Origin of the sequence: Kutzneria buriramensis, from assembly GCF_003387475.1 — a bacterium.
GTDB lineage: Bacteria > Actinomycetota > Actinomycetes > Mycobacteriales > Pseudonocardiaceae > Kutzneria > Kutzneria buriramensis.
The window spans coordinates 16021-39077 of the sequence record NZ_QUNO01000019.1; the positions used below are offsets into that span (position 1 = coordinate 16021).

Annotated in this window: 19 protein-coding genes; 7 read left to right on the top strand and 12 right to left on the bottom strand. The window is 70.8% G+C overall.

What is annotated here, in order from left to right; genetic code table 11:
* Nucleotides 1–200: 200 nt before the first annotated feature.
* On the top strand, nt 201–1409 hold the full coding sequence (locus BCF44_RS42300) for an SGNH/GDSL hydrolase family protein (RefSeq protein ID WP_116180161.1): 1209 nt from the start codon (nt 201–203) through the stop codon (nt 1407–1409).
* Here BCF44_RS42300 and BCF44_RS42305 read toward each other — a convergent pair.
* From BCF44_RS42305 to BCF44_RS58785, 4 genes are all read right to left on the bottom strand, one after another.
* Nucleotides 1399–2517, bottom strand: coding sequence for a beta propeller repeat protein (locus BCF44_RS42305; RefSeq protein ID WP_147328842.1), 1119 nt, complete (start codon nt 2515–2517; stop codon nt 1399–1401). The genes BCF44_RS42300 and BCF44_RS42305 overlap by 11 nt on opposite strands.
* A 78-nt stretch (nt 2518–2595) precedes the next feature.
* Nucleotides 2596–3033: a large conductance mechanosensitive channel protein MscL gene (gene mscL, locus BCF44_RS42310; RefSeq protein ID WP_211353482.1), complete on the bottom strand. Its 438-nt coding sequence runs from the start codon at nt 3031–3033 to the stop codon at nt 2596–2598.
* 113 nt (nt 3034–3146) lie between these two features.
* Entirely contained in the window at nt 3147–4658 is a 1512-nt protein-coding gene (locus tag BCF44_RS42315; RefSeq protein WP_116180163.1) for an arabinofuranosidase catalytic domain-containing protein, read from the bottom strand.
* Between the two features lie 48 nt (nt 4659–4706).
* Nucleotides 4707–8249 (bottom strand): choice-of-anchor D domain-containing protein, encoded by a 3543-nt coding sequence (locus BCF44_RS58785; RefSeq protein ID WP_116180164.1) that lies wholly within the window; start codon nt 8247–8249, stop codon nt 4707–4709.
* A gap of 367 nt (nt 8250–8616) precedes the next feature.
* Between BCF44_RS58785 and BCF44_RS56085 the strand changes: the two genes are divergently transcribed.
* The gene (locus BCF44_RS56085) at nt 8617–10782 is read left to right on the top strand and encodes an NEW3 domain-containing protein (protein ID WP_170218051.1); all 2166 of its coding nucleotides are present in this window, start codon (nt 8617–8619) and stop codon (nt 10780–10782) included.
* Nucleotides 10783–10833: 51 nt separating this feature from the next.
* On the opposite strand, the gene BCF44_RS42330 is transcribed toward BCF44_RS56085, so the two are convergent.
* From BCF44_RS42330 to BCF44_RS42360, 7 genes are all read right to left on the bottom strand, one after another.
* Nucleotides 10834–11346, bottom strand: a complete 513-nt coding sequence (locus BCF44_RS42330) for a cupin domain-containing protein (protein ID WP_116180165.1) — start codon at nt 11344–11346, stop codon at nt 10834–10836.
* Nucleotides 11347–11370: 24 nt separating this feature from the next.
* Entirely contained in the window at nt 11371–12051 is a 681-nt protein-coding gene (locus BCF44_RS42335) for an ArsR/SmtB family transcription factor (protein WP_116180166.1), read from the bottom strand.
* A 31-nt stretch (nt 12052–12082) separates the two neighbouring features.
* On the bottom strand, nt 12083–13663 hold the full coding sequence (locus tag BCF44_RS42340) for a putative PEP-binding protein (protein WP_116180167.1): 1581 nt from the start codon (nt 13661–13663) through the stop codon (nt 12083–12085).
* Nucleotides 13660–14283 carry a dihydroxyacetone kinase subunit DhaL gene (dhaL, locus tag BCF44_RS42345; RefSeq protein ID WP_116180168.1) on the bottom strand — a complete coding sequence of 208 codons (624 nt, stop codon included), beginning with the start codon at nt 14281–14283 and terminating at the stop codon, nt 13660–13662. The genes BCF44_RS42340 and dhaL overlap by 4 nt, the downstream gene beginning before the upstream one ends.
* A gap of 95 nt (nt 14284–14378) precedes the next feature.
* Complete coding sequence (dhaK, locus tag BCF44_RS42350) at nt 14379–15377, bottom strand: dihydroxyacetone kinase subunit DhaK (protein ID WP_116180169.1); 999 nt, start codon at nt 15375–15377, stop codon at nt 14379–14381.
* A complete protein-coding gene (locus tag BCF44_RS42355) occupies nt 15374–16132 on the bottom strand; it encodes an MIP/aquaporin family protein (protein ID WP_116180170.1) in 759 nt (252 codons plus the stop codon). Before BCF44_RS42355 ends, dhaK begins: the two co-directional genes overlap by 4 nt.
* 158 nt (nt 16133–16290) lie before the next feature.
* On the bottom strand, nt 16291–17115 hold the full coding sequence (locus tag BCF44_RS42360) for an IclR family transcriptional regulator (protein WP_211353483.1): 825 nt from the start codon (nt 17113–17115) through the stop codon (nt 16291–16293).
* An 8-nt stretch (nt 17116–17123) separates the two neighbouring features.
* Here BCF44_RS42360 and dhaM point away from each other — a divergent pair, with 8 nt between their 5' ends.
* The 5 genes from dhaM (at nt 17124) to BCF44_RS42385 (ending at nt 20184) form a co-directional block, all read left to right on the top strand.
* On the top strand, nt 17124–17516 hold the full coding sequence (gene dhaM / locus BCF44_RS58135) for a dihydroxyacetone kinase phosphoryl donor subunit DhaM (RefSeq protein WP_116180324.1): 393 nt from the start codon (nt 17124–17126) through the stop codon (nt 17514–17516).
* Nucleotides 17500–17766: an HPr family phosphocarrier protein gene (locus tag BCF44_RS58140; RefSeq protein WP_116180171.1), complete on the top strand. Its 267-nt coding sequence runs from the start codon at nt 17500–17502 to the stop codon at nt 17764–17766. Before dhaM ends, BCF44_RS58140 begins: the two co-directional genes overlap by 17 nt.
* A 68-nt stretch (nt 17767–17834) precedes the next feature.
* Nucleotides 17835–18383: a hypothetical protein gene (locus BCF44_RS42375; RefSeq protein WP_246016130.1), complete on the top strand. Its 549-nt coding sequence runs from the start codon at nt 17835–17837 to the stop codon at nt 18381–18383.
* A 40-nt stretch (nt 18384–18423) separates the two neighbouring features.
* Entirely contained in the window at nt 18424–19140 is a 717-nt protein-coding gene (locus tag BCF44_RS42380) for a YcnI family copper-binding membrane protein (RefSeq protein ID WP_116180172.1), read from the top strand.
* A 177-nt stretch (nt 19141–19317) separates the two neighbouring features.
* Nucleotides 19318–20184 carry an alpha/beta hydrolase family protein gene (locus tag BCF44_RS42385; RefSeq protein WP_116180173.1) on the top strand — a complete coding sequence of 289 codons (867 nt, stop codon included), beginning with the start codon at nt 19318–19320 and terminating at the stop codon, nt 20182–20184.
* Here the strand turns inward: BCF44_RS42385 and BCF44_RS42390 are convergent.
* On the bottom strand, nt 20181–22892 hold the full coding sequence (locus tag BCF44_RS42390; RefSeq protein ID WP_147328843.1) for an ATP-binding protein: 2712 nt from the start codon (nt 22890–22892) through the stop codon (nt 20181–20183). The two genes, BCF44_RS42385 and BCF44_RS42390, sit on opposite strands and share 4 nt — an antisense overlap.
* Between the last annotated feature and the right edge of the window lie 165 nt (nt 22893–23057).

Below are 23057 nucleotides of genomic sequence, written 5' to 3' on the forward strand. Positions count from 1 at the left end.
CCGTGCCGCACGGCGGGCTGCCGGCGTTTCGGAGTTGCGTTTGGCCTCGTCGTAGGACGGGAACTCGAGGATCTCCGCGAAGTGGTCGGCGTCATGGTGGTCGCGCCCGACCCGGATGTGGCCTTTGGTCGATATTGACCAGACATCGGAGCTTTCCTACGGTGGGGTGGCCGCCGCGCGAGCCAGAGGGGACGTGTGTGATGTTCGGATCCGGGCTGCGCCGCAGCATGCTGGTGGCCGCGGCGGTCGCTGGTGTCGTGGCATTCGGTGGTCAGGCGACCGCGTCGACGTCCTGGGTGACGGCGTGGGCTGCGGGTCAGCAGTCCACCACCACGCTGATCCCACCTCCGATGTTTGGTAACCAGACCCTCCGCCTGATCGTGCACTCGCGCGCCGACGGCAAGGCCGTGCGGATCCGGCTGTCCAACACCTTCGGGGACCGGCCGGTGACGTTCGGCCGGGCCACCGTGGGCCTGAGCGCGGGCGGTGGGGCCGTGGCGGCGGGCACGCTGCGCGCGATCACCTTCGGCCGGGCGGCTTCGGTCACGGTGCCGGTCGGCCACGAGGTGGCGAGCGACCCCGTGCCGCTGCGGGTGTCGGCCGGTGCGGATCTCGCGGTGAGTGTGTACCTGCCGACGGACACCGGCCCGGCGACCTACCACCGGGCGGCGTTCCAGACCAACTACGTGTCGACGGCCGGCGACCACACCGCCGATCCGACCGCCACGAGCTTCACCACGACGGCCGGGCACTGGTTCTTCCTGGACTCGGTCGCCGTCACCGGCACCTCCGACGTCGGCACTGTGGTCGCCCTGGGCGACTCCATCACCGACGGTTCCGGATCCTCCGGCGGCAACCACCGTTGGCCCGACGTGCTGGCCGACCGCGTCGCCGCTACGCCGGGCGGCCACCTTTCCGTGGCGGACGAGGGGATCGCCGGCAACAAGGTGCTCACCGACGACCCGGTGAGCGGCCAGAGCGTGCTGCATCGCCTGGATCGCGACGTGCTGTCCCAGCCCGGCGTGCGGACGGTGATCATGCTGGAGGGCATCAACGACCTGCGCAGCACGACGCCGCCGGCCACGGCGGAGCAGATCATCGCCGGCTACCGGCAGGTCATCGCGCGGGTCCATGCCCGCGGCGCGCGAATTCTCGGCGCCACCATCACCTCGGTGGCCGGCAGCGCCCGCTACGACGCGAACATGGAACGTCAGCGCCAGGCCGTCAACGAGTGGATCCGGACGAGCGGCGCGTTCGACGGCGTGGTCGACTTCGCCACGGCCGTCGCCGATCCGGCGGATCCGCTGCGCCTGCGGCCGGCGTACGACAGCGGCGATCACCTCCATCCCGACAACGCCGGCTACCAGGCGATGGGCCGGGCCGTCGACCTCAAGCTGCTCAGCCGGTAGTGGTCTCGATCAGGGTCGCGAACTGCGGGGTGCCGCCGGTCGCGAAGCCCGCCGCCCACAACGGTTGTCCCGCACCGGCCCCGGCCACGGCGTTCAGCGCGTTGGAGCCCGGTCCGGGATTGGCGGAGGGCACGATCTGCCAGCCGGTGCCGTCCCAGTGCAGCGCCAGCGTCTGGTCGGTGGTGAAGCCCTGGAGGGTCTGGCCGACCGCCCACACGTCGTCGCGGCCCAGGGCGATCACGCCGTCGAGCGTGTCCTGGGCGCTGTTCGCGCTGATCGACGGGCTGGGCACCAGCGTCCACGACTTGCCGTCCCAGTGCTCGGTGACGGTCTGGTTGAGGTTCTGCTCGCCGACGGCCCAGACGTCGGTGGAGCTCACGGCGGACACGGAGTGCAGGACGCTGTCGAAGCCGGTGACGGGTTGCGGCACCTGCGACCACGAGGTGCCGTCCCAGTGCTGGATGACCGGAGTGGGGTGGCGGGCGCCGTTGGAGCCGACGACCCACACGTCGTTGGCGGCGACGGCGGCGATGCCCAGCAGCCGCGCGACGGGCAGGGCGCTCAAGGTGACGGTCCAGGACACGCCGTTCCAGTGTTCGATGGTCGAGCCGCCGACCGCCCAGACATCGGTTGCCGAAACAATGGCCAGCGCGGTCAGTCGGGTGTTGGCGGGCTCGCCGCCGGGCGACGGGACACGTGCCCAGGAGATGCCGTTCCAGTGCTCGATCATGCTCTGGGCTATGTTGGCGGGGCCGGCCGCGTTGGTGTCCTCGCCGACCGCCCAGCCATCGGTTGCCGCACGGAAGGCGATGGCGTGCAACCGGGTGTCGTCGACGGCCGGCACGGGCGCGGTGGGCACGATGGCCCACTTGCCGCCGACGAGGTGTTCGGCCAGCGCGTGGAAGGTCAGCGTGCCGGCCGGCCGCGTGAACCCGACCGTCCAGGCGTCGCCGGAAGTCGTTGTGGAGACACCATCCAGTTGGTTGAAGTCCGAGCCGGCGACGTTCGGGCTCGGCACCGGCTGAAGACCGGCGGCCGCCTCCGCGCTCGTGCCGGTCACGAGCACGGCGGCGGCCGCCATGGCGACAGCGCCAACGAGTGTTCTCATGCCCACAGTCTTGCGGCGTCGCAGGGCGTCCGGGCCCGCTCGAAGGGCTAGACCCCCTTGCGCTCGCTCGAAAGGCGGTCAGTCGCGGACCAGCTGCGTGGTGCAGAACGCGCAACGACGGGCGTCGGCGGGGATGGAGCTGAGACATTCCGGGCAGTCGCGTTTGGGTGTGCCCGGGTCGGTGTCGGGCTTGAAGTGCGCCATCAGCCGGTTCACGGGCAGCACCACGAAGTAGTACACCGCCGCCGCGACCAGGACGAAGGTCACCACGGCGGTGAGGAAGGCGCCGTAGGGGAACAGCACGCCGGCGATGCGGAAGCCGTCGTTGCTGAAGTCGCCGGACGCGCCGACCGCCACGCCGACCACCGGGGTGAGGAACGCGCGGACGAAGCCGTTGACCACCGAGGTGAACGCGGCGCCGACGACGATGCCGACGGCCAGGTCCACGACGTTGCCGCGCAGGAGGAAGTTGCGGAACCCTCGCATTCTCGGCAGGTGGATCCGGTCGGTCCTCATCGCCACTCCTTCCCGATGCCCACGGCAGCAACGACATCGGGTACCCGCCGCCGAAGCCGAACCCACTACGCCGGTCGGCGTAGTGGGTTCGGCCGGGCTGACGGAGCGACGTGTCAGTGGGTGATGAGGTCGAACTCCTCCCACGGGCCGACCGCCGTGCGGTTGGCGATCAGCGCCGACGCCCCGGCGTTCTCCGCCGTCACGAGGTGCTGGTTGTTGTACGCGCGCAAGGTCACGCTCCCGTCCGGGTTGTGGATCAGGTAGAACGTCTCCCACGGCCCGGGCCCGCCGCGGTTGGCGATCAGCGGCGCGGATCCGTTGCTCTCCGCGGTGACCCACTGGTTGTCGGAGTGCGCCCGGAGGTTGACGGTGCCGTCGGTCTTGGTGAACATGTCGAAGGTTTCCGCCGTGCCGATCGAGGTGGCGTCGGCGATCAGTGAGGTGGTGCTGTTCGCCGCGTCGACGTACTCCCCGTTGGCGTGGGCCCGGAAGCTCACCACTGACGTGCTGGTCTTGAACGTGGTGGTGTTGTTGGCGTATCCGGCGGCGACAAGATCGGCCTGCACCGCGTTCTCGGTGGCGTCGGAGGGAAAACCGGCGGTGACGGCGCCTTCGAAGAACTCGCCGGTGCCCATCGGGCTGTTGTCGCCGCCGGTGCCCAGCTCGATGGCGGGCTGGACCTTCATCGGGTTGTAGCCGTTCGGGAGGGCGCCGGAATACGCGGTCGTCACGCCACCGGACTGGCCGTTGCCGTACTTGAGGGTGAAGTTGGTGGTGCCGTTGTTCTTCTCCCACGCCGACACGAACATGCCGGTCTCGCTGGTGATGTTCGACGGGTTGCGGCCGTTGTCGCTGAAGTACATGCCGTTCTCGAGGTCGCCCCCGACCCAGGGGCCGGGGCCGGTGCAGCCGCCGACCCAGCACGCGGAGCCGTAGTAGATCGCGTTCATGGTCGCGTTGCCGTCGTCGGAGTCGTTGGTCTCGGCCGACCCGAAGTCGAAGCAGCAGGAATCGCTGGTGAGCATGGACGAGGTCATCATGTACATGCCCTCGGGCTGCGAGCCGGTGGGCACGTTCTTGACGGCGTTGTTGCGGTATCCGGTGCCGATGTTGTTGATCAGCACCCCGTACGCCGGCTGGCCGCCGATCGTCACCGGCAGCGCCATCGCGTTCGCGCCGATGTCCGCGCCGTTCGGGCCGGGCCCGTTGAGGCCGCCGGAGCAGCCCGAACACGAGGTGCCGGGGGAGATGGGCAGGTTGTTGGCGTTGGCGGTCTGGTCGTAGAGCAGGGTGATGGTGCAGGTCGTGCCGGAGCAGAAGGAGACCTGCGGCGTGGAGTTGACCACGCCGCCGGTCGACTGCAAGCCGATGTTCAACGTGCCGTTGTCCGAGGCGCGCTGGATCCGGTAGAGCGGGCCGTTGTACGACGCGAACAGCGCACGGGTGGTGCTGTACGCCGCCTCGCAGGGCGTGCCGCCGGAAGCGTAGATGTCACAGGATTTCTGCGTTGCCGCGGCGGAAGCCGGAGCTGCCGCGATGCCGACAGCCGGCACGGCGAGCGCCACTGCCAGCAGCAGCGCGGCCAGCAGCCGCGGGCGCCGTCGGCGTACGGGTAGGGCGGGCACGAAAACCTCCGTCGTCGATGTCGGGGTGATCGGGACAGCGCTTGGCGGTCAGGTGTTCCAGACCTGCAACTCCGACACCTGGCCCGCGGGCCAGCCGGTGTTGGCGGTGATGTTCACCCGCACGTACCGTGTGCTGGCGGCCGGGAAGGTGATGGTCACCGAGTTGTTGCCGGCGGGATCGAAGGTGTAGCTCGCGGACCCCACCAGGGTGGTGAAGGTGCTGCCGTCGGTGCTGCCCGACAGCGACAGCGTCTGGCTGCGCGCACCCCACGCCGCCGGCAGTTGCAGCACGACGCGGCTGACGCCGGTGGTTGCCCCGAGGTCGACCTGCACCCATTGCGGGAACGCGTTGTTCGCGCTTTCCCAGTACGTGCTCTGGTCGCCGTCGGTCGCGTTGCCGGACCCGTAGTTCTGGGTGTGGCTGGACTCGCTCGTCGGCTTGCCCGCCGCCAGGTTCGTGTTGCCGCCGGCCCCGGTGCCGGTGAGCGCGACGGTGGTGGGACTGTTGCCGGCATTGCTGGTGACGGTAAGCGTGCCGGTGCGGGTGCCGGAAGCGGCCGGGGTGAAGGTGAGGCTGACGGTGCACGAGGCGCCGGCCGCGACCGAGGCGCCACAGGCGTTGGTCTGCCGGAAGTCACCGGACGTGGTGATGCCGGAGATGGCCGCGGCGGCCGTGCCGCTGTTGGTCAGCGTCACCGTCTGGGCGCCGCTGGTGGTGTTGACGGCCTGGCTGGCGAAGGTCAGTGACGACGGGGCGGCGGTCAGCGTGGCCGGAGAGCCGCCGCCGCTAGGGAAGACCTCGAAGTCCGACAGTTGGCCGGCGGGCCAGCCGGTGTTGGCGGTGATGTTCACCCGCACGTACCGCGCGGTGGCGGCCGGGAAGGTGATGGTGACGGTGTTGTTGTTGGCGTTCGGGTCGAAGGTGTAGCCGGCCGAGCCGACGACGGTGGCAAAGGTGGAGCCGTCGGTGGAGCCGAGTACCGACAGCGTCTCGGTGCGGGCGCCCCACGCCGTCGACGGCGGCAGCTTGAGGATCACCTTGCCCACACCGTAGTTCTGGCCGAGGTCGACCTGGGCCCACTGCGGGAACGAGCCGTTCGCGCTCTCCCAGTACGTCGACGCGTCGGCGTCGGTGAGGTTGGCCGGCGCGAACTGGCCGTTGCTCGAACTCGCCGAGGCCGGTCGGCCGGCGGCGATGTTGGTGCTGCTGTCGATGCCGAGCCCGGACAACGCGATGCTGGAGGGATTGTTGTTGGCGTTGCTGGTGATGGTGACCGTGCCGGCGCGGGTGCCGCCGGTTGTGGGCTTGAACGACACCGTCACGGCGCAGGAGCCGCCGACGGCGATCGTGGTGCAGTTGTTGGTCTGGCTGAAGTCCCCGGTGATCGAGACGCCGGATACGGTGGCGGTCGTGGTGCCGGTGTTCGTCACGGTGACGGTCTGCGCCGTCGCCGTGGAGCCGACAACCGTGCCGGCGAACGACAGGCTTGCCGGGTTCGAGCCGAGAACCGGTCCGGGCGCGGTGCCGGTGCCCGAGAGGCCCACTGTGTTGGTGACGCCACCCGCGTTGACGGTCAGGGTGCCCGTTCGGCTGCCGGTCGCGGTCGGCTTGAAGGTCACGCCGACCGTGCACGAACCGTTCGCCGGAATCGACGATCCGCAGGTGTTGGTCTGCGCGAAGTCACCGTTGATCGAGATGGACGAGACCGAAGCTGCCGCGTTGGTGGGGTTGGAAACCGTGACCGATTGCGCGGGACTGGTCGAACCCGTTGCCACTGCGCCGAAGTTCAGCGCGCTAGGCGACGCGGTGACGCCCGAGGGCGGGTACGGCGGGAAGACCGGGGTCGGGTTGTCGCCCGCGCACTGCGTCGGGGTGATGCCGGAGTTGCCGCCGTTGTCGGCGATCGTGAAGCCGCCGCCCTCGCAGCTGTAGCTCGGCGGGTTCTGCGCGACGCCGGTGGCGACCACGTTGGTCGCCGACGCGGTGCCGCCGGTCTGCTCCTGCAAGGCGAAGGTGCCGGCGCCGGCGATGGTGACGTTGTTGAGGTTGACGCCGCTGACCGTGCCCTCGACCCACTGGATCGCCTCGTACGGGCTCTGCTCGATCAGCGCGTTGGTGACGTTGATCGGACCGGCGATCGCGCCCTGGCTGCCGTCGAACCACAGCGAGCCGACCCCGAACTGCCAGTTCGGGTCGAGGCTGCCGTTGCGGATCAAGGTGTTGTTCTGGATGGTGGTCGTGCCGACCGGTGTGGACGTGAAGCGCTGGCCGACGTGGATGCCGCCGCCCTGCGTGATGCCGCTGTCCTGCACCAGGTTTCCGCTCACGGTGTTGTCGTGTCCGCCGTAGATCGCGATTCCGTTGGCGAGCATCTGCAACTGCACGGTGTTGTTGGAGATGGTGTCGTTGGCGTCCGCGCCGATGCCGGAGTCGGCCCAGGTCGCGATGCCGTCGTCGCCGGTGTTGCGGATGTCGCTGTTGGTCACCGTCGAACCGGTGACGCCGCCGTGGAAGTTGACGCCGTCGGCGGTGGTGTCGCGGATCCGCATGCCGGAGAACGTCAGCCCGCTCATCGGCCCGTCCATCCACGCGCCGACCTTCATGTGGTCGATCCACACGTTGCTCACACCGGAGTTGCTCAGTGCGCCGCCGATGCCGTTGACCTGGCAGCTGTCGCAGCGGTCCTGGACGTCGCCGAAGATCGCGAAGTTCTGCAGGTGCACGCCTGCGCTCGGCGACGGCGCGGAGTTGCCGTAGAAGCCCGGCGCGGCGCCGGTGACCGTGGAGTACCACATGCCGGCGCCAGCGATGGTCACGTTGTTCACGGCGATGTGGCCCGGGATGTTGTACGTGCCCGGCGGAATCCACACCGTGCCGCCCGCGCCCGCGGCGCTGATCGCGGCGTTGAACGCGCCCGTGGCGTCGGCCCCACCGGAGGGATCCGCGCCCTCGCTGGTCACCGACACCGAGCCGGCCGGCTGGCTCGCCGCCGGGCCGACCTGTTCGAAGTCGGCGAAGTCGATCGTGTAGGAGGACGCGGTGTCCTCACTGTCGACCTGGAGCGTGAACGTGGTGCCGGCCGGGTAGGTCGTGGTGAACAGCCGGTGGGTCTCGTCGTAGAAGTGGTGCGGGTTGCTGCCGGGCGTGTTGGTGAACGGATAGCTGCCGTAGAACCAGCTGTAGGCGTTGGTCAGCGTGAAGTCGTTCTGCTTGGCGCCGTTGACGTACAGCGACAGCGGCGCGGTGTAGACCGAGCCGCTGCCGGTGTCCGGGATGCTGTACCGAAAGTCGATGGAGTTCGTGGCGACGGGCGTGGTGAAGGTGACGTACTTGCCGGTGCCCTGGAGCGTGACGGCCTTGCGGTACGAGGCCTCGTCGGCGAGTTGGCCCTGGGTGTAGCTGGGGCCGATCACGGTCCCGTTGGTGGCGGAGTTCTCCGCTTGCAGCTCGACATAGGGCAGTGCGGCTCCGGAACCGCCGGTCGCGGTCGCGGCGGACACCGCTGGCGCGGCGACCGCGCCGGCGACGGCGAGGGCGGCGCCCGTGGCTAAAACGGTGGTGTGTCGGAGAATTCTCGTGAAACGGACCATGGGGCGCTCACTCTCGGCAGGGAGTGCTGGACAACGTCGTCGACAGCTCGACATGAGCGGTTTTGGGCAGAACAGGGGCAGGTGCTCTGGACCGTAATCCGGTCGACATATATCTGCAATATGTCGAACATTCACACGTAAGTGGTTACATGTGAAAGCAAGCGGTCGGCTTGTCGTGATCGAACGTCGGACGGATGAATCAAACAACAGTGAACAGTCACGAAATCGGCTCTTGCGATTGCCCTGTTCGTGGGGCTAAGAAGGTGGTTGCCTGGTTGTTTCCGTTCGGTTACGAGCGGTATTTCAACATGACCGCCCATGACAGAACAGCGCTGGGTTCCCTGCAACCTGGACGGAAGGCGATCCATTGGGCATCAGATGGGCGCCACGGAACGACGCGAGACGCCGCCGTGGACCGACCGCACTCACCGCCGCACTGCTCGTCGCCGGTCTGACGACAGTGGTGCCGCTGGCCACCGCCCCCGCCGCGAACGCCCTGGCCAACGGCCTGGCCACGACCCCGCAGCTGGGCTGGAACGACTGGAACGCGTTCGGCTGCGACGTCAGCGCGGCGCTGGTCGAGCAGACCGCGGACGCCATGGTGGCCAACGGCATGCAGAAGGCCGGCTACCGGTACGTCAATATCGACGACTGCTGGCTGGAGAAGCAGCGCGACGCCGGCGGCAACCTCGTGCCGGACCCGGCGAAGTTCCCCGCAGGCATCAAGGCGGTCGCGGACTACGTGCACGCCAAGGGGCTGAAGCTCGGCATCTACGAGGACGCCGGCACCGCCACCTGCGCCGGCTATCCCGGCAGCCTCGGCCACGAGAAGCAGGACGCCGCCTCGTTCGCCAGTTGGGGCGTCGACTACCTCAAGTACGACAACTGCAACAACGCCGGCAGCAGCACCACCCAGCAGTACGTCGACCGGTACGCCGCGATGCGCGACGCGCTGGCCGCGACCGGCCGCCCGATCCTCTACAGCCTGTGCGAATGGGGCGTGAACCAGCCCTGGACCTGGGGGCCGCAGGTCGGCAACTCCTGGCGCACCACCGGCGACATCAGCGACGGCTACGGCAGCATGCTGTCGATCTTCCAGCAGAACGTGTGGCTCTACCCGTACTCCGGGCCGGGCGCCTGGAACGACCCGGACATGCTCGAGGTCGGCAACGGGCACATGACCACCGCGGAGTACCGGTCCGAGTTCAGCCTGTGGGCGGCCATGAACGCGCCGCTGATCGCCGGCACCGACCTGCGGCACATCAGCGCGGCCGACCTGGCCACCTACACCAACGCCGACGTCATCGCCGTCGACCAGGACCCGCTGGCCAAGCAGGCCGTTCCGGTGGCGGTCGGCGGGAATCCGGCCGGGAACAACGGTTTGTGGGTGCTGTCCAAGCCGCTGGCCGGCGGCGACCGCGCGGTGGTGCTGTTCAACTCGACCGGGAGCACCGCCACCATTTCCGCCACGGCGGCCGAGGTCGGCCTGTCCAAGGCGAGCGACTACCAGCTGCGGGACCTGTGGGCGCACACCGCCACCGAGACGGCCGGCGCCATCACGGCCAGCGTTCCGGCGCACGGCGTCGTGATGTACCGGGCGTCGAGCAAGGTCGGCGCGAACGTCGGTCCCAACGTCACCCTGAACGAGAGCGACCTGTCCGGCGCGACGCCCGGAAAGCCCACTGCCGTAACGGAATCCTTCACCAACAACGGCCGGACCGCAGTGAGGCAGGCCGATCTGGCGCTGACCGCGCCGGCCGGTTGGTCGGTCACGGCCAACGGTTCGACCCGGTTCACCAACGTCGGCACCGGCAAGACCGTCACCGCGACGTTCACGGTGACGCCCCCGACTCCGACGACACCCATCGAGACGGACACGATCACCGCGACCGCCAAATACTCATGGCGGGACCGGACCGACACCGTGTCCACCAGCCGGCAGGCCCAGCTCGTCTCGCCGGTGCAGGCCCCGTATTCGACGTACTCGTCGGCGACCGACGCGCCCGCGCAGTTCGGTCAGGTCGGCAGCGACTTCGCGATCTCCGGCGCCGGCCAGGACGTGTGGTCCGGCAACGACAACTACTCGGCGATCTATCGCTCCGGCGCCGTCGGCAACGCCGCCACGGTGGAAACCCAGGTCACCTCGACCAGCGCGTTCGGCGGTTACGCCAAGGCCGGTATCATGGTCCGCAACGGGATGACCACCGCCGGCTCCGGGCCGGAAGGCGTGATCCTCTACGTCTCCCCGTCCGGTGGCATCCAGATGGAGTGGAACAGCGACGGCAATCCGTACATCGACTCCGTCACCCCGGGCAACGGCACCATCCCCGAGACGGTTCCGGTGCACCTGAGGCTGGTCCGTTCCGGTGCGACCTACACCGGTTACTACTCCACGGACGGTCAGAACTGGACCACCGTGGGCACCGCGACCGTGCCGGGTCAGGCCGCGACCCAGGACGCCGGGCTGTTCGTGGTGTCGGCCTCGTCCGGCTCGCCGGCGCTCATCGGCTACCACGGTTTCACGATCGCCTGACGGCGGCAGGTGAGTGGCTCGCCTGGGCTTCCAGGTGAGCCACTCACGCGGTCAGACCCAGTACGTGTCGTGCGCCGCGAAGAACTCGGCCATCTCCTCGTCGGACGGGCGCTGCCCGGTGGCCGCGATCTCGGCGAGGCCCTCGAAGTACTTCTCGCGGGGCGCGCCGGGGGAGAACAGGATCAGCATCGAGGCCGGCTGCTCGGACCGGTTGCGGAAGCCGTGCACGCCGCCCTCGGGCACGAAGCAGAAGTCGCCCGGCCGCGCCTCCTTCCAGTCCGTGCCGTCGAAGATCTGGATCGCGCCCTCGAGGACGAAGAACGACTCGGAGAGCGTCCGGTGGAAATGCGGCGCGGGGCCGGCGTTGGCGGCGGACATGTTCCAGCGGTAGAGCCCGTAATCGCCGCGGGTGGTGGCCCCGGTGGCCAGGTAGTCGCACGAGCCGCCGTTGGTCTGCTCGATGTCGTGCGGCGCGTCCTGCGGACGCCAGCGCGCGCTCTTCTCACCCTGCTCGCCGTCGTAGCGGGCGGCCGGGTAGTCGTGCGGCGGCAGGAAGAAACTCATGTGCGACAAGCCTTTCGTGGATGATCAAGCGGTCTGTCGGCGATGGCCGGCGCGAGCCCAGGCGGTCCAGCCACCGTGCAGGATCCGGGCCGTGTGGCCCGCCTCGGTCATGAGCCGGACGGCCCTCGGCGAGCTGACGCAGTACGGGCCCTGGCAGTAGGCCACGATCATGTCGTGGCCCCCCAGTTCCTGGACCCGTTCTGCCATCTCCCTTATGGGCACGGAGAGGGCGCCGGGGATGTGGCCGCGGGCGTAGTCGGCCTCCGTGCGCACATCGATCACGGTGACGTTGCCGTCGGCCAGCAGTTCGGCGAGACGGTCAGCGGTCACCGGCTCCAGCTGATCGCCGGTGCCGAGGTGCGCGGTCACCTGTTCCCGCAGCTCGGCCGCCGTGTCCAGGGCGAAGTCGTGTAGCTGGCCCAGGAACATCGACACCGCTTCGCTCGCGATCCGGTAGTGGATGCGCGTCCCGTCCCGTCGCGACTGGACGAGGTGCGCGGCGCGCAGCTGCTGGAGCTGCGCGGAGGTGTTCTTGACCGGCAGCCCCGCCGTCGCCGCGAGTTCGTCGACCGTCAGCTCGCCGGACTCCAGCACGTCGAGCAGGCGCAGCCGCACCGGACTGGCGAGGGCCTTGCCGAGGCGGGCCAGCTCGGCGTAGATCGGCTCCTCGGGAAAGCCGGAGCGGGCCCGGTCCTCTGCGCTCATATTCCAACGATCGCACGAATATGGGAGTTGGTCAATCGGCGAGCTGCCGGATGTGGGCGCGGACCTCGTCCACGGCACTGGGGGCGACCGAGAGGATGTCGCAGCCGAGGGCGACCAGCAGCGGGATCACCTCGGCGTCGGCGGCGGCGTCCCCGCACACCGAGACCAACAACTGGCGCCGGTGCGCGGCGGTCACCACCTCGCCGATGGCGGCCTGCACGTCGGGGTGGGCCGCCATGGCCGGCGTGGCGGCGGGGTCGCGCCGGTCCAGGCCGAGTACCTGGCAGGTCAGGTCGTTGCTGCCGATGGACAGGAAGTCCGCCGCAGCGGCGATGGAGTCGATGTCGGCCACCGCCTCGGGCAGTTCGATCATCGCGCCGAGCGGGGGCGGGGCCACGCCGACATCGACGGCCGCCTTGGCGAGCAGGTCGCGGCAGACGGCCAGTTCGTCGGCGGAGGCGACCATCGGGATCATGATCCGCAGGTCGGTGGCCGCGCCGGCGGTGAGGATCGCCCGGAACTGGTCGGCGAAGGCGTCCGGCTCGGCGAGCATGAGGGGCAGCCCCCGGCCGATCCGCCCGCCCTCGCCGGCCAGGAACGGCGGCAGCTTGTCGTCGGCGAAGTCGAGGGTCCGCACGGTGACCGGCTGGTGGGCCAGCCGCCGGAAGACCGGCACCAGGGCAGCGGTGTGCTGGGCGTAGCTGGGCCAGCTGCGGGCGTCCAGGAACGGGAGTTCGGTGCGCAGCAGGCCCACGCCCTCGGCGCGGGCGGTGAGCGCGGCCTGCGCGTCGCTCGGGGTCGCGATGTTGGCGCGCAACACGATTCGGCGTCCGCCGCGGGTCACGCTGGGCAGGTCGCGTTCGGCGACCAGCTTCGCCTTGCGCGTCCGGGCGGACTCCATCGTCGTCAGCGCGGTCTGCCTCTCCTCGGCGTCGGGAGTGACGACCAGCGCCGCCCGCTGCGCGTCGACCAGCACCTCGACGCCGTCGGGGCACCGCAGAGCCGCCTCGTCGATCCCCAGCAGCAGGGGGATTCCCAGGGAGCGGGCGACGATCGAGGCATGCGAGTTGGGGCCGCCGACCACGGACGCGGCGGCCACCACCGGGGCGTGCGGTTCGAGCAGGTCGGCAGCGCCGATCTCGTGCGCCAGCAGCACAAGGGGGCCGTCCACGTCGTTGTCGTCGTCCCCGTGCAGCCAGGCGAGGGCGCGGCGGCCGATCTGGCGAACATCGGTGGCACGCTCGGCGAGCATCGGGTCGTCCAGGGACGCCAGCATGGTGGCGTAGCTGTCGACGGCGCGTTTGATGGCGACAGTGGTGGGGCTGCCCTGCTCGGCGTTGCCGATCGCGAGGGCGCGCAGATCGTTGTCCGCGGCGATGTGCCCGGCGACCTCCATGATGTCGGCCTGCTCGGATTGCCCCTGCGCGCGAAGGGATTCCGCCAGCTCCCGCATGCGGCGGGTGACGGCGTCGAAGGCTTCCGTTATCTGCCCGACCGGATCGTCGAGGCGGCGGTGCGGCAGCGTCTGGGCATGGGGGCGGTCGGTGCGGAAGGCAACGCCCAACGCCGTTCCCGGCGACGCCGTGGTTCCACTGTAGACGGTCCGGCTCATCGCACCGTCACCTCGGCGAGGGCGCGGAAGATGAGCGCCGTGGACGTCGCGCCCGGGTCCTGGTGGCCGACGCTGCGGGGCCCGAGGTAGGAGGCGCGGCCCTTCCGGGCCTGCATGGTGGTCGTGGCGCGGGCCCCGGCTTCGGCGGCCTCCGCGGCGTGGGCCGCCGCGGCGGCGAGGCCGCCGCCTTCCCACAGTTCCTGCTCGAACGCGGCGACCGCCGGGGTGTAGGCGTCCACAATGGTCTTGTCCCCGGGCACCGCCGCGCCGAGCCGCTTGACGGCCGTGAGCCCTTCGGTCAGCGCCGACAGGACCTGTTCGGCGCCGGCGTCCGGTCCGGCCAGCGCCCTGCCGATCGCGCGGAACGCGCTGCCGTACAACGGTCCCGCCGCGCCGCCGACGCTCGAGATGAGCGTGGCGCCGGTGCGGACCAGGACGTCGCCCGGCGTCTCGAGCGGGGTGTCGGCCAGCGCGTCCAGGCAGGCGCTGAACCCGCGGCGCATGTTCGCGCCGTGGTCGGCGTCGCCGATGGCCGAGTCCAACTGGGTCAACTGGTCGGTGTGCTCGTCGATTGCGGCGGCGATGGCCTGTACCCAAGCCCGGGCGAGTGCGGCGTCCACCAGGTACTCCTTCGAACCGGTGATGTGTGGTGATGGATGGGCGTGCCCGCGCGCGCCTGTGGCACACGCGCGGGCACGCCCGGTCGGTGGGCGGGTCAGCAGCCCCAGCGCAGGGCCGGAGTGCGCACCGGCGCGTCCCACAGCGCCAGCATCTGCTCGTCGGCCCGGCACACCGTGATGGACACCCCGGCCATCTCCAGGCTGGTGACGTAGTTGCCCACCAGGGTGCGGGCGACGGTGATTCCCTTGTCCGCCAACACCGCGGACACCTCGCCGAACACGAGGTACAGCTCGAGCAGCGGGGTGCCGCCCAGCCCGTTGACCATCACGATGGTCCGGTCGGCGGGGTCGAGCGGCTGGTCGGACAGGATGGCGTCCATCGCGGTCGCCACGATCTCCTTGGCGCCGGCCAGTTTCTCCCGCCGCCGGCCGGGTTCGCCGTGGATGCCGACGCCGACCTCGATCTCGTCGTCGGGCAGGTCGAACCCGGGCCGGCCGGACGCCGGCGTGGTGCAGGCGGTGAGCGCGACCGCGAACGACCTGGAGGCCGCGTTCACCCGCCGGGCGATCTCGGCGACGCCGTCGAGGTCGGCGCCCTCCTCGGCGTGGGCGCCGGCGATCTTCTCCACGAACACGGTCGCCCCGGTGCCGCGGCGGCCGGCGGTGTAGGTGGAGTCCTGCACGGCCACGTCGTCGTCGACCAGGACCGTGCGCACCGCGATGCCCTCGTCGCCGGCCAGCTCGGCGGCCATCTGGAAGTTCATCACGTCGCCGGTGTAGTTCTTGACGATGTGCACGACGCCGGCCCCGCGGTCGGCGGCCCTGGTGGCGGCCAGGATCTGGTCGGGCACGGGGGAGGTGAACACCTCGCCGGGACAGGCGGCGTCGAGCATGCCGGCGCCGACGAAGCCGCCGTGCAGCGGCTCGTGGCCGGAGCCGCCGCCGGAGATCAGTCCGACCTTGGCCCGGTGCGGGCCGTGCGCGCGGGTGATGATCCTCTGGTCGAGGTCGACGGACAGGTCGGGATGAGCGGCGGCCAGACCGGCGAGCGCGTCGGCGAGCACCGTGTCCGGGCTGTTGAGGAACTTCTTCACGACACCGCCACCTCACTCGCGATGCTGCCCTCGGTCACGGTCGCCGCCCGGCGGCGCCGGTTGAGGGCGGTGTAGGCCAGGCCGGCGGCGACCGCCCCGGCGAACTCGGCGATCAGGTACACCGGCAGCTGTTCCCAGTGGACGGTGCCGCCGAACAGCTGGCCGACGAGCATCGGGCCGAGGGTGCGGGCCGGGTTGATCGACGCGCCGGTGGCCGGCGCGACCGGGATGATGACGGCGAAGACGGCGAGGCCGATGGCCAGGCCGGCGAAGCCGCCCGGGGCCCGGCGGTCGATCGCGCCGAACACCACGAACGCCAGCAGGAACGTGCCGATCGCCTCGGCCAGGAAGGCCTGGCCGACGCCGACGGTGGGGGCGTAGCCGGCGATGCCGAGCCCGACCGTGACCGCCTTGCCGCCGAGCACGCCGACGATGGCCAGGGCGCCGACGACGGCGCCGAGTGCTTGTGCCGCAAGGTATCCGGGCACCTGCCGCCACGGCATGCGCCCGGTGGCGGCCAGCGCGACGGTGATCGCGGGGTTGATCTGGCAGCCGGAGATGTGGCCGATCGCGTAGACCAGGGCGACCACGGCCATCGCGAAGGCGAACGAGATGACGCCCAGTTGGGCCATCGTGAACGGCGCGTCGCCGCCCACGATCAGGGTCGCCGGCACCGAGCCGACGCCGATGAAGACCAGCGTCGCGGTGCCGATCAGTTCGGCGAGAAGTTTTTGCAGGTAGGAGTTGTCGTCCATGACATGCGTCCGTCGGCAGCGGCGCCGGCGGACGTCTCACCTCCTCCGCGCGAGGGGCGGAACGGGGCGAACTCGGCGTACCGTGTTCGTCATTGCTGAACAGGATTCCGAGAAATTAGGCGCGCGGAAGAACCCTGTCAAGAGGGTGGGAACGGCCCTCAGGCGCCGCGCCTCGCCGGGGTGCGGGCGGCGCCCAGGTCGCGGGACAGCATCCGGGCGGTCTCGCGGACCATCACCGCCAGCTCCTGGCGGGCCGGGTCGGCCAGCACGCGCTCCACCGGGCCGACCACGCCGATGGCCCCCACGACCTCGGCGGACCGGTCGAACACCGGCGCCGCGATGCCGGCGTCGCCCAGCGTGGACTCCTGGTCCTCCACCCCGTAGCCGGTGGTCGCGACCTGGTCCAGCTGCGCCGCCAGCTCGGCCGGGTCGGTGATGCTGGTGCCGGTCAGCACCGGCAGCTCGCCGGCGAGCAGGCGGTCGCGGTCGGCGGCGGGCCCGAACGCCACGATCGCCTTGCCCAGGGCGCAGGTGCTCCACGGGATGCTCGCGCCGACCTCGTGGATCTGCAGGGAGCCCTCCGGGCGGAAGGCGTGGTGCACGACCAGCACGTGGTCGCCGGTGAGCACCGCGACCCACACCGCCTCGCCGCTGCGCTTGGCCAGCGAGTCGGCCCAGGTCAGCGAGCGGGTGCGCAGCTCGTGGGTGTCCAGGTAGGCGTTGCCCAGCTGGAGCAGGCCGGGGCCGAGCCGGTACTTGCCGGTCTCGCTGTCCTGCGCCACCAGGCCCTCCGCCTCCAGCGTGCGCAGCAGCGCGTGCACCGTCGGCTTGGCCACGCCGATCCGGTCGGCCAGCTCGGTCACGCCCAGGCGGGGGCCACCGTGCGACAGCTCCCGCAGGATGGCCGACGCCCTGCGTACCGACTGAACCAGCATCTGCAACCCCGATTCGGTATTGCTGAACAGCGTTCCGATATCTAGCATCCGTGTTCATGACCGGACCAGTCGGGATCGTACTCGTGTCACACAGCGCCGGGCTCGCCGACGGGCTGCGTGACCTGCTCGGGCAGATCGGCTCGGACGCCGTGCCCGTGGTGGCCGCCGGCGGCACCGCCGACGGCCGGATCGGGACCAGCTACGACCTGGTCACCGAGGCCATCGACAAGGCGGACCGGGGCGCCGGCGTGGTCGTGCTGCCCGACCTGGGCAGTTCCGTGCTCACCACGCGGACCGTCCTCGAGGACCACCCCCGGGCCGACACCGTCGTCGTCGACGCCCCGTTCGTCGAAGGCGCCGTCGCGGCCGCCGTCACCGCCGCCGCCGGCGGCGACCTCAACGCCGTCGTCTCAGCCGCCCAGGAGGCCCGCGATGTCCCCAAGCTCTGACGTCCACACCACCGTCGTCCTGCCGGCCAACCTGCACGCCCGCCCCGCCGGCAAGCTCGCCCAGGCCGCCGCGCAGTTCACCAGCACCATCCGGATCGAACACGCCGGCCGCGCCATCAACCCCACCGGCGTGCTGTCGGTGATGAGCCTCGGCGCCACCGCCGGCTCCACCGTCACCATCTCCGCGTACGGGCCCGACGCCGACACCGCCGTCACATCCCTGGCCCACATCCTCGCCACCGCCGAGTAGCGACGGTCCCGCGTGTGATTTGTCGACGGTGTAACCGACCGATGAGCCCGTATCGCTAGGCTGCGCCGGTGCCAGCCGCACCACGCCCCGTCGACCCCGTGCTCCGCGCGCTGCGGGGCTGCCTGCTGGCCGGCACCTCGACCGCCCTGACGGTCACCGCGCACGCCGCGGCCGGCGGCGGTATCCCCGATCTGGGCCTGTTCCTGCTGCCGACGGTGCTGCTGGCCGGCGCGGGAACGCTGCTCGCCGAGCGGGTCCGCGGGCGTGGCGTCATGTTCGCGGTCCTGGGCGGCACCCAGCTCGCGGTCCACAGCCTGCTGGCGATGCACGCCACCAGCTATGAGATGTTCCTGGCCGGCCACGCGGTGGCCGGGCCGGTGCCGATGACGATCGCGCACGTTCTGGCCACCGCCGTCCTCGCGGTCGTCCTCACCCACGCCGACGCGGTGCTGGCCGCCGTCGCCGACGTGCTCTCGACGGTGGTGCCGCGCCCGGTTCCGGCGCTGCCGGCCTGGGCTCCGGTCGCCGTGCCGGTGACGGCGCCGTGCCCGGGCACCGAGGTCATGCTCCTGCTGCGGCGGGTCCGGTCCCGCCGCGGACCCCCGTCCGACTCCTGAATCCCCTTTCACCCCACCGTACTGACAGGAGTCAGGAGCCATGTCACTTCGTTCACCCTCGCGCGCGCTGACACGGGTCGGCGCGGTCGCGACCGTCACGCTCGCCACCGCTCTGCTGACCGCCGGCATCGCCGCCGCGCACGTGGAAACCGATCCGGGCCAGGCCACCAAGGGCGACGAGTCCGTCGTCACCTTCCGCGTGCCCAACGAGGAGGACTCGGCCGGCGTCGTCAAGCTGGAGGTCAGCTTCCCGCTCGACCATCCCGTGCCGGAGGCGAACACGACGCCGATGCCCGGCTGGACGGCCGCCGTCACCATGACGACGCTGCCCAAGGCGGTGCACCAGAACAACTCCGACGTCAAGAACGCCGTGCAGACCGTGACCTGGACCGCCGACCCCGGCACCCAGATCAAGCCCGGCGAGTTCCTGCGGTTCGCGGTGCTGGCCGGTCCGCTGCCCGACAACACCGACAAGCTGACGTTCAAGGCGTTGCAGACCTACAGCAACGGCGACGTGGTGCGGTGGATCGACCCGCCGGCCGCGAACGGCGCGCCGGAGCCCGAGCACCCCGCGCCGACGCTCACCCTGGTCTCCGACGAGGCCGATGCCGGCGCGGCCAAGCCTGCCCCCGTCGCCACGTCCTCCTCGGACGACACGGCCCGCTGGCTGGGCGGCGCAGGTCTGGGAGTCGGCATCCTCGGGCTCGCCCTCGGGATCGTCATCGCCGCGCGTGGCCGGCGCGGCACGAAGGACTAGCGGCTGTCGGGGGCGGGACGCCGAGGCCGCGGCGTCCCGCCCCTCTCGTCACGCAGCGGAGGCCGGTGATTTCGCCGATGCCGGCGGTGGGGCCGCGCCGCCAGCCTTCCGGTCGAAGATCCCGGATCGCCGCCGGCACCGAGGCCGTCGCCGTGTCCGGGGCCGGAAGGAAGCCCCATGCAGCCACAGCAGAAGGCACGGCGGTGGTTCACCCGATCGTCGGCGGTGCTGGCGGTCGTCCTGGCGCTGGCGGCCGGCGGCCTGGCCGCCACCGCCGCACCCGCCTACGCCGACCAGGTCGGCCAGGCCCCCACCGCGGCGAACATCACCGGTGACGGCAGCTTCGCCACGGCGTCCGCCCCGATCACCAACCAGACCGGGTTCGGCGGCGGCACCGTCTACTACCCGACGGCGGCCGGCACGTATCCGGTGGTCGCCGTCGTTCCCGGATTCGTGTCCACCTGGAGCCAGATCAGCTGGCTCGGCCCGCGGGTGGCGTCCTGGGGCTTCGTCGTCGTGGGCGCCGACACCACCAGCGGGTTCGACAGCCCGTCGCAGCGCGCCGACGAGTTGCTCGCGGCGTTGAACTGGGCGGTGAACTCCGCGCCGGCGGCCGTGCGGGGCAAGGTCGACGGCACGCGCCGGGGCGTGGCCGGCTGGTCCATGGGCGGCGGCGGGACCCTTGAGGCGCTGGCCAAGGACACGACCGGCACGGTGAAGGCCGGGGTGCCACTGGCGCCGTGGGACATCGGGCAGGACTTCAGCAAGGTCACCAAGCCGGTGTTCATCGTGGGGGCGCAGAACGACACCATCGCGCCGCCCGCCCAGCACGCCGTCCCGTTCTACAACGCGGCTGCCGGACCGAAGTCCTATCTGGAACTCGCCGGCGCCGACCACTTCTTCCCGACCACCGCCAACCCCACGGTGTCCAGGGCGATGGTGTCCTGGCTGAAGCGCTTCGTCAGCTCCGACGACCGGTTCACTCCGTTCACCTGCGGGTTCGCCGGCGCGGCGGTGTCGGCCTTCCGGAGCACGGCCTGCTAGCCCATCAGCTTCGCCAGTTCCACCCGTGACCGCACGCCCAGCTTCGCGAAGATGGCGCGCAGGTGGTGATCCACTGTCCTGGCGCTGATGAGCAGCTGCGCAGCCACCTCCCGGTTGGTCGCCCCGTCGGCGACCAACCGGGCGATGCGGGCCTGGTGCGGGGTCAGCGCCCCGTCGACGGCCGCGGGACGGGTCCGGGTGGTCCGGGTGGGGTGGCCGGCGGCGCGGAGCTCGCCGGCGGCCTGCTCGGCCCAGCATGTGGCGTCGAATCGCTCGAAGGTGGTGAGGGCGTCGTGCAGGAGATCCCTTGCCCGCTTGGGTTTGCGACGTCGACGCAGCAACTGACCGAACAGCAGTCCCGTGCGGGCGCGGTCGAATGCGTTGGCGCTCAAGGCATGCAGCCGCATCGCTTCGTGGAAACGCGCTTCGGCCTCGGCCGGGTTGTCCGTCAGCAGCGCGTGGCACCGCGCCGACAGCGCCAGCCAGTACGGGTTGCGGGTGCTGTCGGCCCACGAGTCGTACACCCTGAGCGCTCTGGCGGCGAGTGATCGCCGCCCACACCGCGCGGCGGCCTCGACCAGGTGCGGCGTGGTGTGGATCTGGAGTATGAGGTGCCCTCGGCTGTCGTGGTCGGCGATGACGTCGCGCAGGTGGTCCACGGCGTGGGCGTAGCGGCCCTCGGCGAGGTCGAGCGCGGCCAGTGCCCAGATCCGGTACGCCGTGGCCCGCCTGGTGCCCCGGCCCGCGGCCTGACGCAGCCGCAGCAGGCACGTCCGCTTGTCACCGATCATCCCGGCGACCGCGCCGAGCTGGGCGAGGTAGTTGCCGGTCATCGTGTCCTGGCCGCTGTCCTGCGCCAGTCGCAGCCCGTCCAGGGTGGTCGTCACGTCGTCGAACCTGCCGAGCACGAACTCGGCCAGCGACGTTGCGTCCAGGGCCTGGGCCAGTGCCAGCGGGTCACCGGTGGTCTCCGCGATCCGCATCGCGCGGCCGGCGAGCTGGTGCGCCCGCTGCTCGTCGCCACGGAAGAGCGCGGCCATGCTCGTCCGGCTCAGCATGTCGCTGTCGTCGAGCGTGGTGGCCAGGGCGAGCAGACGACGCGACGATGTGGTCGCTCGGCTCTGGTGTCCCTGGAAGGTCTCCGACAACGTCTCGAAGTAGTCGAACATCGATTGGACCACGGGCGTTTCCCGAGGACGGCGCAACGCCAGGGCCTGACGGGCGATCTCCGGATACCGCTCGTGGCCGCCCGACTGGTACAGGGCCTCGCCGGCCCGCATCAGCGCCGCGATCGCGAGCCGCCGGTCGCGGGTGGCCAGGTCCTTCGCGGCGGCGAGGAACATCCGGCTGGCGGCGGCGGGCTCGCCCGTCCGCATCTCGATCTCGCCGGCCAGGACCCGGGACCGAGCCCGAACGTCCACCGGTGACGCGGGGATCCGCCGGAGCAGGGTTGCCGCCCGGCTCGGTTCGCCGGCGAGCCAGGCGTGGTGGGCCGCCGCCAGGAAGCGGGTCGCGTCGCCGCTCAGTTCGGCGGCTCGTTCCAGGGCACGGGAGGAGGTGGCGTACCGGCCGGTCTCCGCGGTCGCGACCCGCTCCAGTTCGGCGGCCAGCCGGACGTCCGGGCCGTCAGTGGCGGCGGCCCGATGCAGCACCTGGCGTAACGGATCCGTCCGCGGGTCGAGCGCCCGCGCGAGGCAGCGGTGCGCCGCTCTCCGTTGCGTGAGCGGCGCTTCGTGGTAGGCGACCGAGCGGAGAAGCGGCTGCAGGAAGACCACCGCCCGTCCCTGCACGTGAACCATTCCGGCCGCCTCCGCGGGTTCCAGCGCGGCAATGTCGAGGCCGCTGAGATTGGCCGCGCGCACCAGGGTTTCGACGTCCGCCTCGTCGTCGGCCGCGGCGAGCAGCACCAGCCAGCGGGCGTCGGCCGGGAGCCGGTCCAGTCGTGCTTGGTAGTCGCGGCGCAGAAGACTGTTCGGGGGCAGCGTTTGTGGCGCCGGCTGCTCACCTCGAAGCTGACCCGGTGTGAGCGCGTCGGCCAATTCGAGCAGCGCCTGGGGATTGCCGCAGGCGATGTCGGTCAACGCCGGCAACAGGGTCGGCGTGCCGACGACCGTACGGAGCAGTTCGATGCTCGCCTGCCGGCCGAGCGGGGCGAGCCGGAGGGCCGTCAGACCGGCCAGGCTCGCATTGTCTCTATGTTCGTCGCGGCGGGCGAAAAGCATGCCGATTCGTTCGGATCTCAGCCTTCTGGCGACAAAGCCCAGCGCGTCGAGGGAGGGCTCATCGATCCACTGCGCGTCGTCCACAACGCACAACCACGGACATTCGCCGGCCGCCGCCCGGAACAGCTCCAGCACCTGGACCCGCGACCACAGCCCCGGATCCTCTTTCGCCGCAAGGGATCGCGCCAACTCGGCCGCCCGGTCCGCCAGCATGCCCGGCAGATGCGCGGCCAGCAGGTGAAGCACCTGGTGCAGGGCCGCGAACTCGATACCTGTCTCGGCCTCGTGTCCGCTGACTGACACCAGTCGGACACCCACTGCCTCGGCCGTCGCGAACCGGATGAGCGCGCTCTTGCCGATGCCCGCCTCGCCGTGCAGGACCAGAGCCGAGCCTTCACCGCGCGCAATACCGGCCAGCCAACCGATCAGCCTGTCGCATTCGTTGTCCCGACCGGACAACGTCTTCGGCGTCGACACGGCCACCATGATTGGCAACGTACACAGCGCGCCGCGCCGCAACAGCACGCCGACCGGGTGACCAGATGGGTATTCGACGAATTCGACCCGGCCGGTGGTGGATCCACCATCAGCCGGGTCGAACCGGACCTACCTGAATGCGATTACCACCATGTTCACCGCCGCCGACGAACT

What these genes read in the sequence shown, in the direction of transcription:
- BCF44_RS42390 (WP_147328843.1), bottom strand. Translation starts at nt 22,892, where the DNA reads ATGGTGGCCGTGTCGACGCCGAAGACGTTGTCCGGTCGGGACAACGAA.
- BCF44_RS42335 (WP_116180166.1), bottom strand. Translation starts at nt 12,051, where the DNA reads ATGAGCGCAGAGGACCGGGCCCGCTCCGGCTTTCCCGAGGAGCCGATC.
- dhaM (WP_116180324.1), top strand. Translation starts at nt 17,124, where the DNA reads ATGACCGGACCAGTCGGGATCGTACTCGTGTCACACAGCGCCGGGCTC.
- BCF44_RS42355 (WP_116180170.1), bottom strand. Translation starts at nt 16,132, where the DNA reads ATGGACGACAACTCCTACCTGCAAAAACTTCTCGCCGAACTGATCGGC.
- BCF44_RS42385 (WP_116180173.1), top strand. Translation starts at nt 19,318, where the DNA reads ATGCAGCCACAGCAGAAGGCACGGCGGTGGTTCACCCGATCGTCGGCG.
- BCF44_RS42360 (WP_211353483.1), bottom strand. Translation starts at nt 17,115, where the DNA reads ATGCTAGATATCGGAACGCTGTTCAGCAATACCGAATCGGGGTTGCAG.
- BCF44_RS42340 (WP_116180167.1), bottom strand. Translation starts at nt 13,663, where the DNA reads ATGAGCCGGACCGTCTACAGTGGAACCACGGCGTCGCCGGGAACGGCG.
- mscL (WP_211353482.1), bottom strand. Translation starts at nt 3,033, where the DNA reads ATGAGGACCGACCGGATCCACCTGCCGAGAATGCGAGGGTTCCGCAAC.
- BCF44_RS42380 (WP_116180172.1), top strand. Translation starts at nt 18,424, where the DNA reads ATGTCACTTCGTTCACCCTCGCGCGCGCTGACACGGGTCGGCGCGGTC.
- BCF44_RS42305 (WP_147328842.1), bottom strand. Translation starts at nt 2,517, where the DNA reads ATGAGAACACTCGTTGGCGCTGTCGCCATGGCGGCCGCCGCCGTGCTC.
- BCF44_RS42330 (WP_116180165.1), bottom strand. Translation starts at nt 11,346, where the DNA reads ATGAGTTTCTTCCTGCCGCCGCACGACTACCCGGCCGCCCGCTACGAC.
- BCF44_RS58140 (WP_116180171.1), top strand. Translation starts at nt 17,500, where the DNA reads ATGTCCCCAAGCTCTGACGTCCACACCACCGTCGTCCTGCCGGCCAAC.
- BCF44_RS42300 (WP_116180161.1), top strand. Translation starts at nt 201, where the DNA reads ATGTTCGGATCCGGGCTGCGCCGCAGCATGCTGGTGGCCGCGGCGGTC.
- BCF44_RS58785 (WP_116180164.1), bottom strand. Translation starts at nt 8,249, where the DNA reads ATGGTCCGTTTCACGAGAATTCTCCGACACACCACCGTTTTAGCCACG.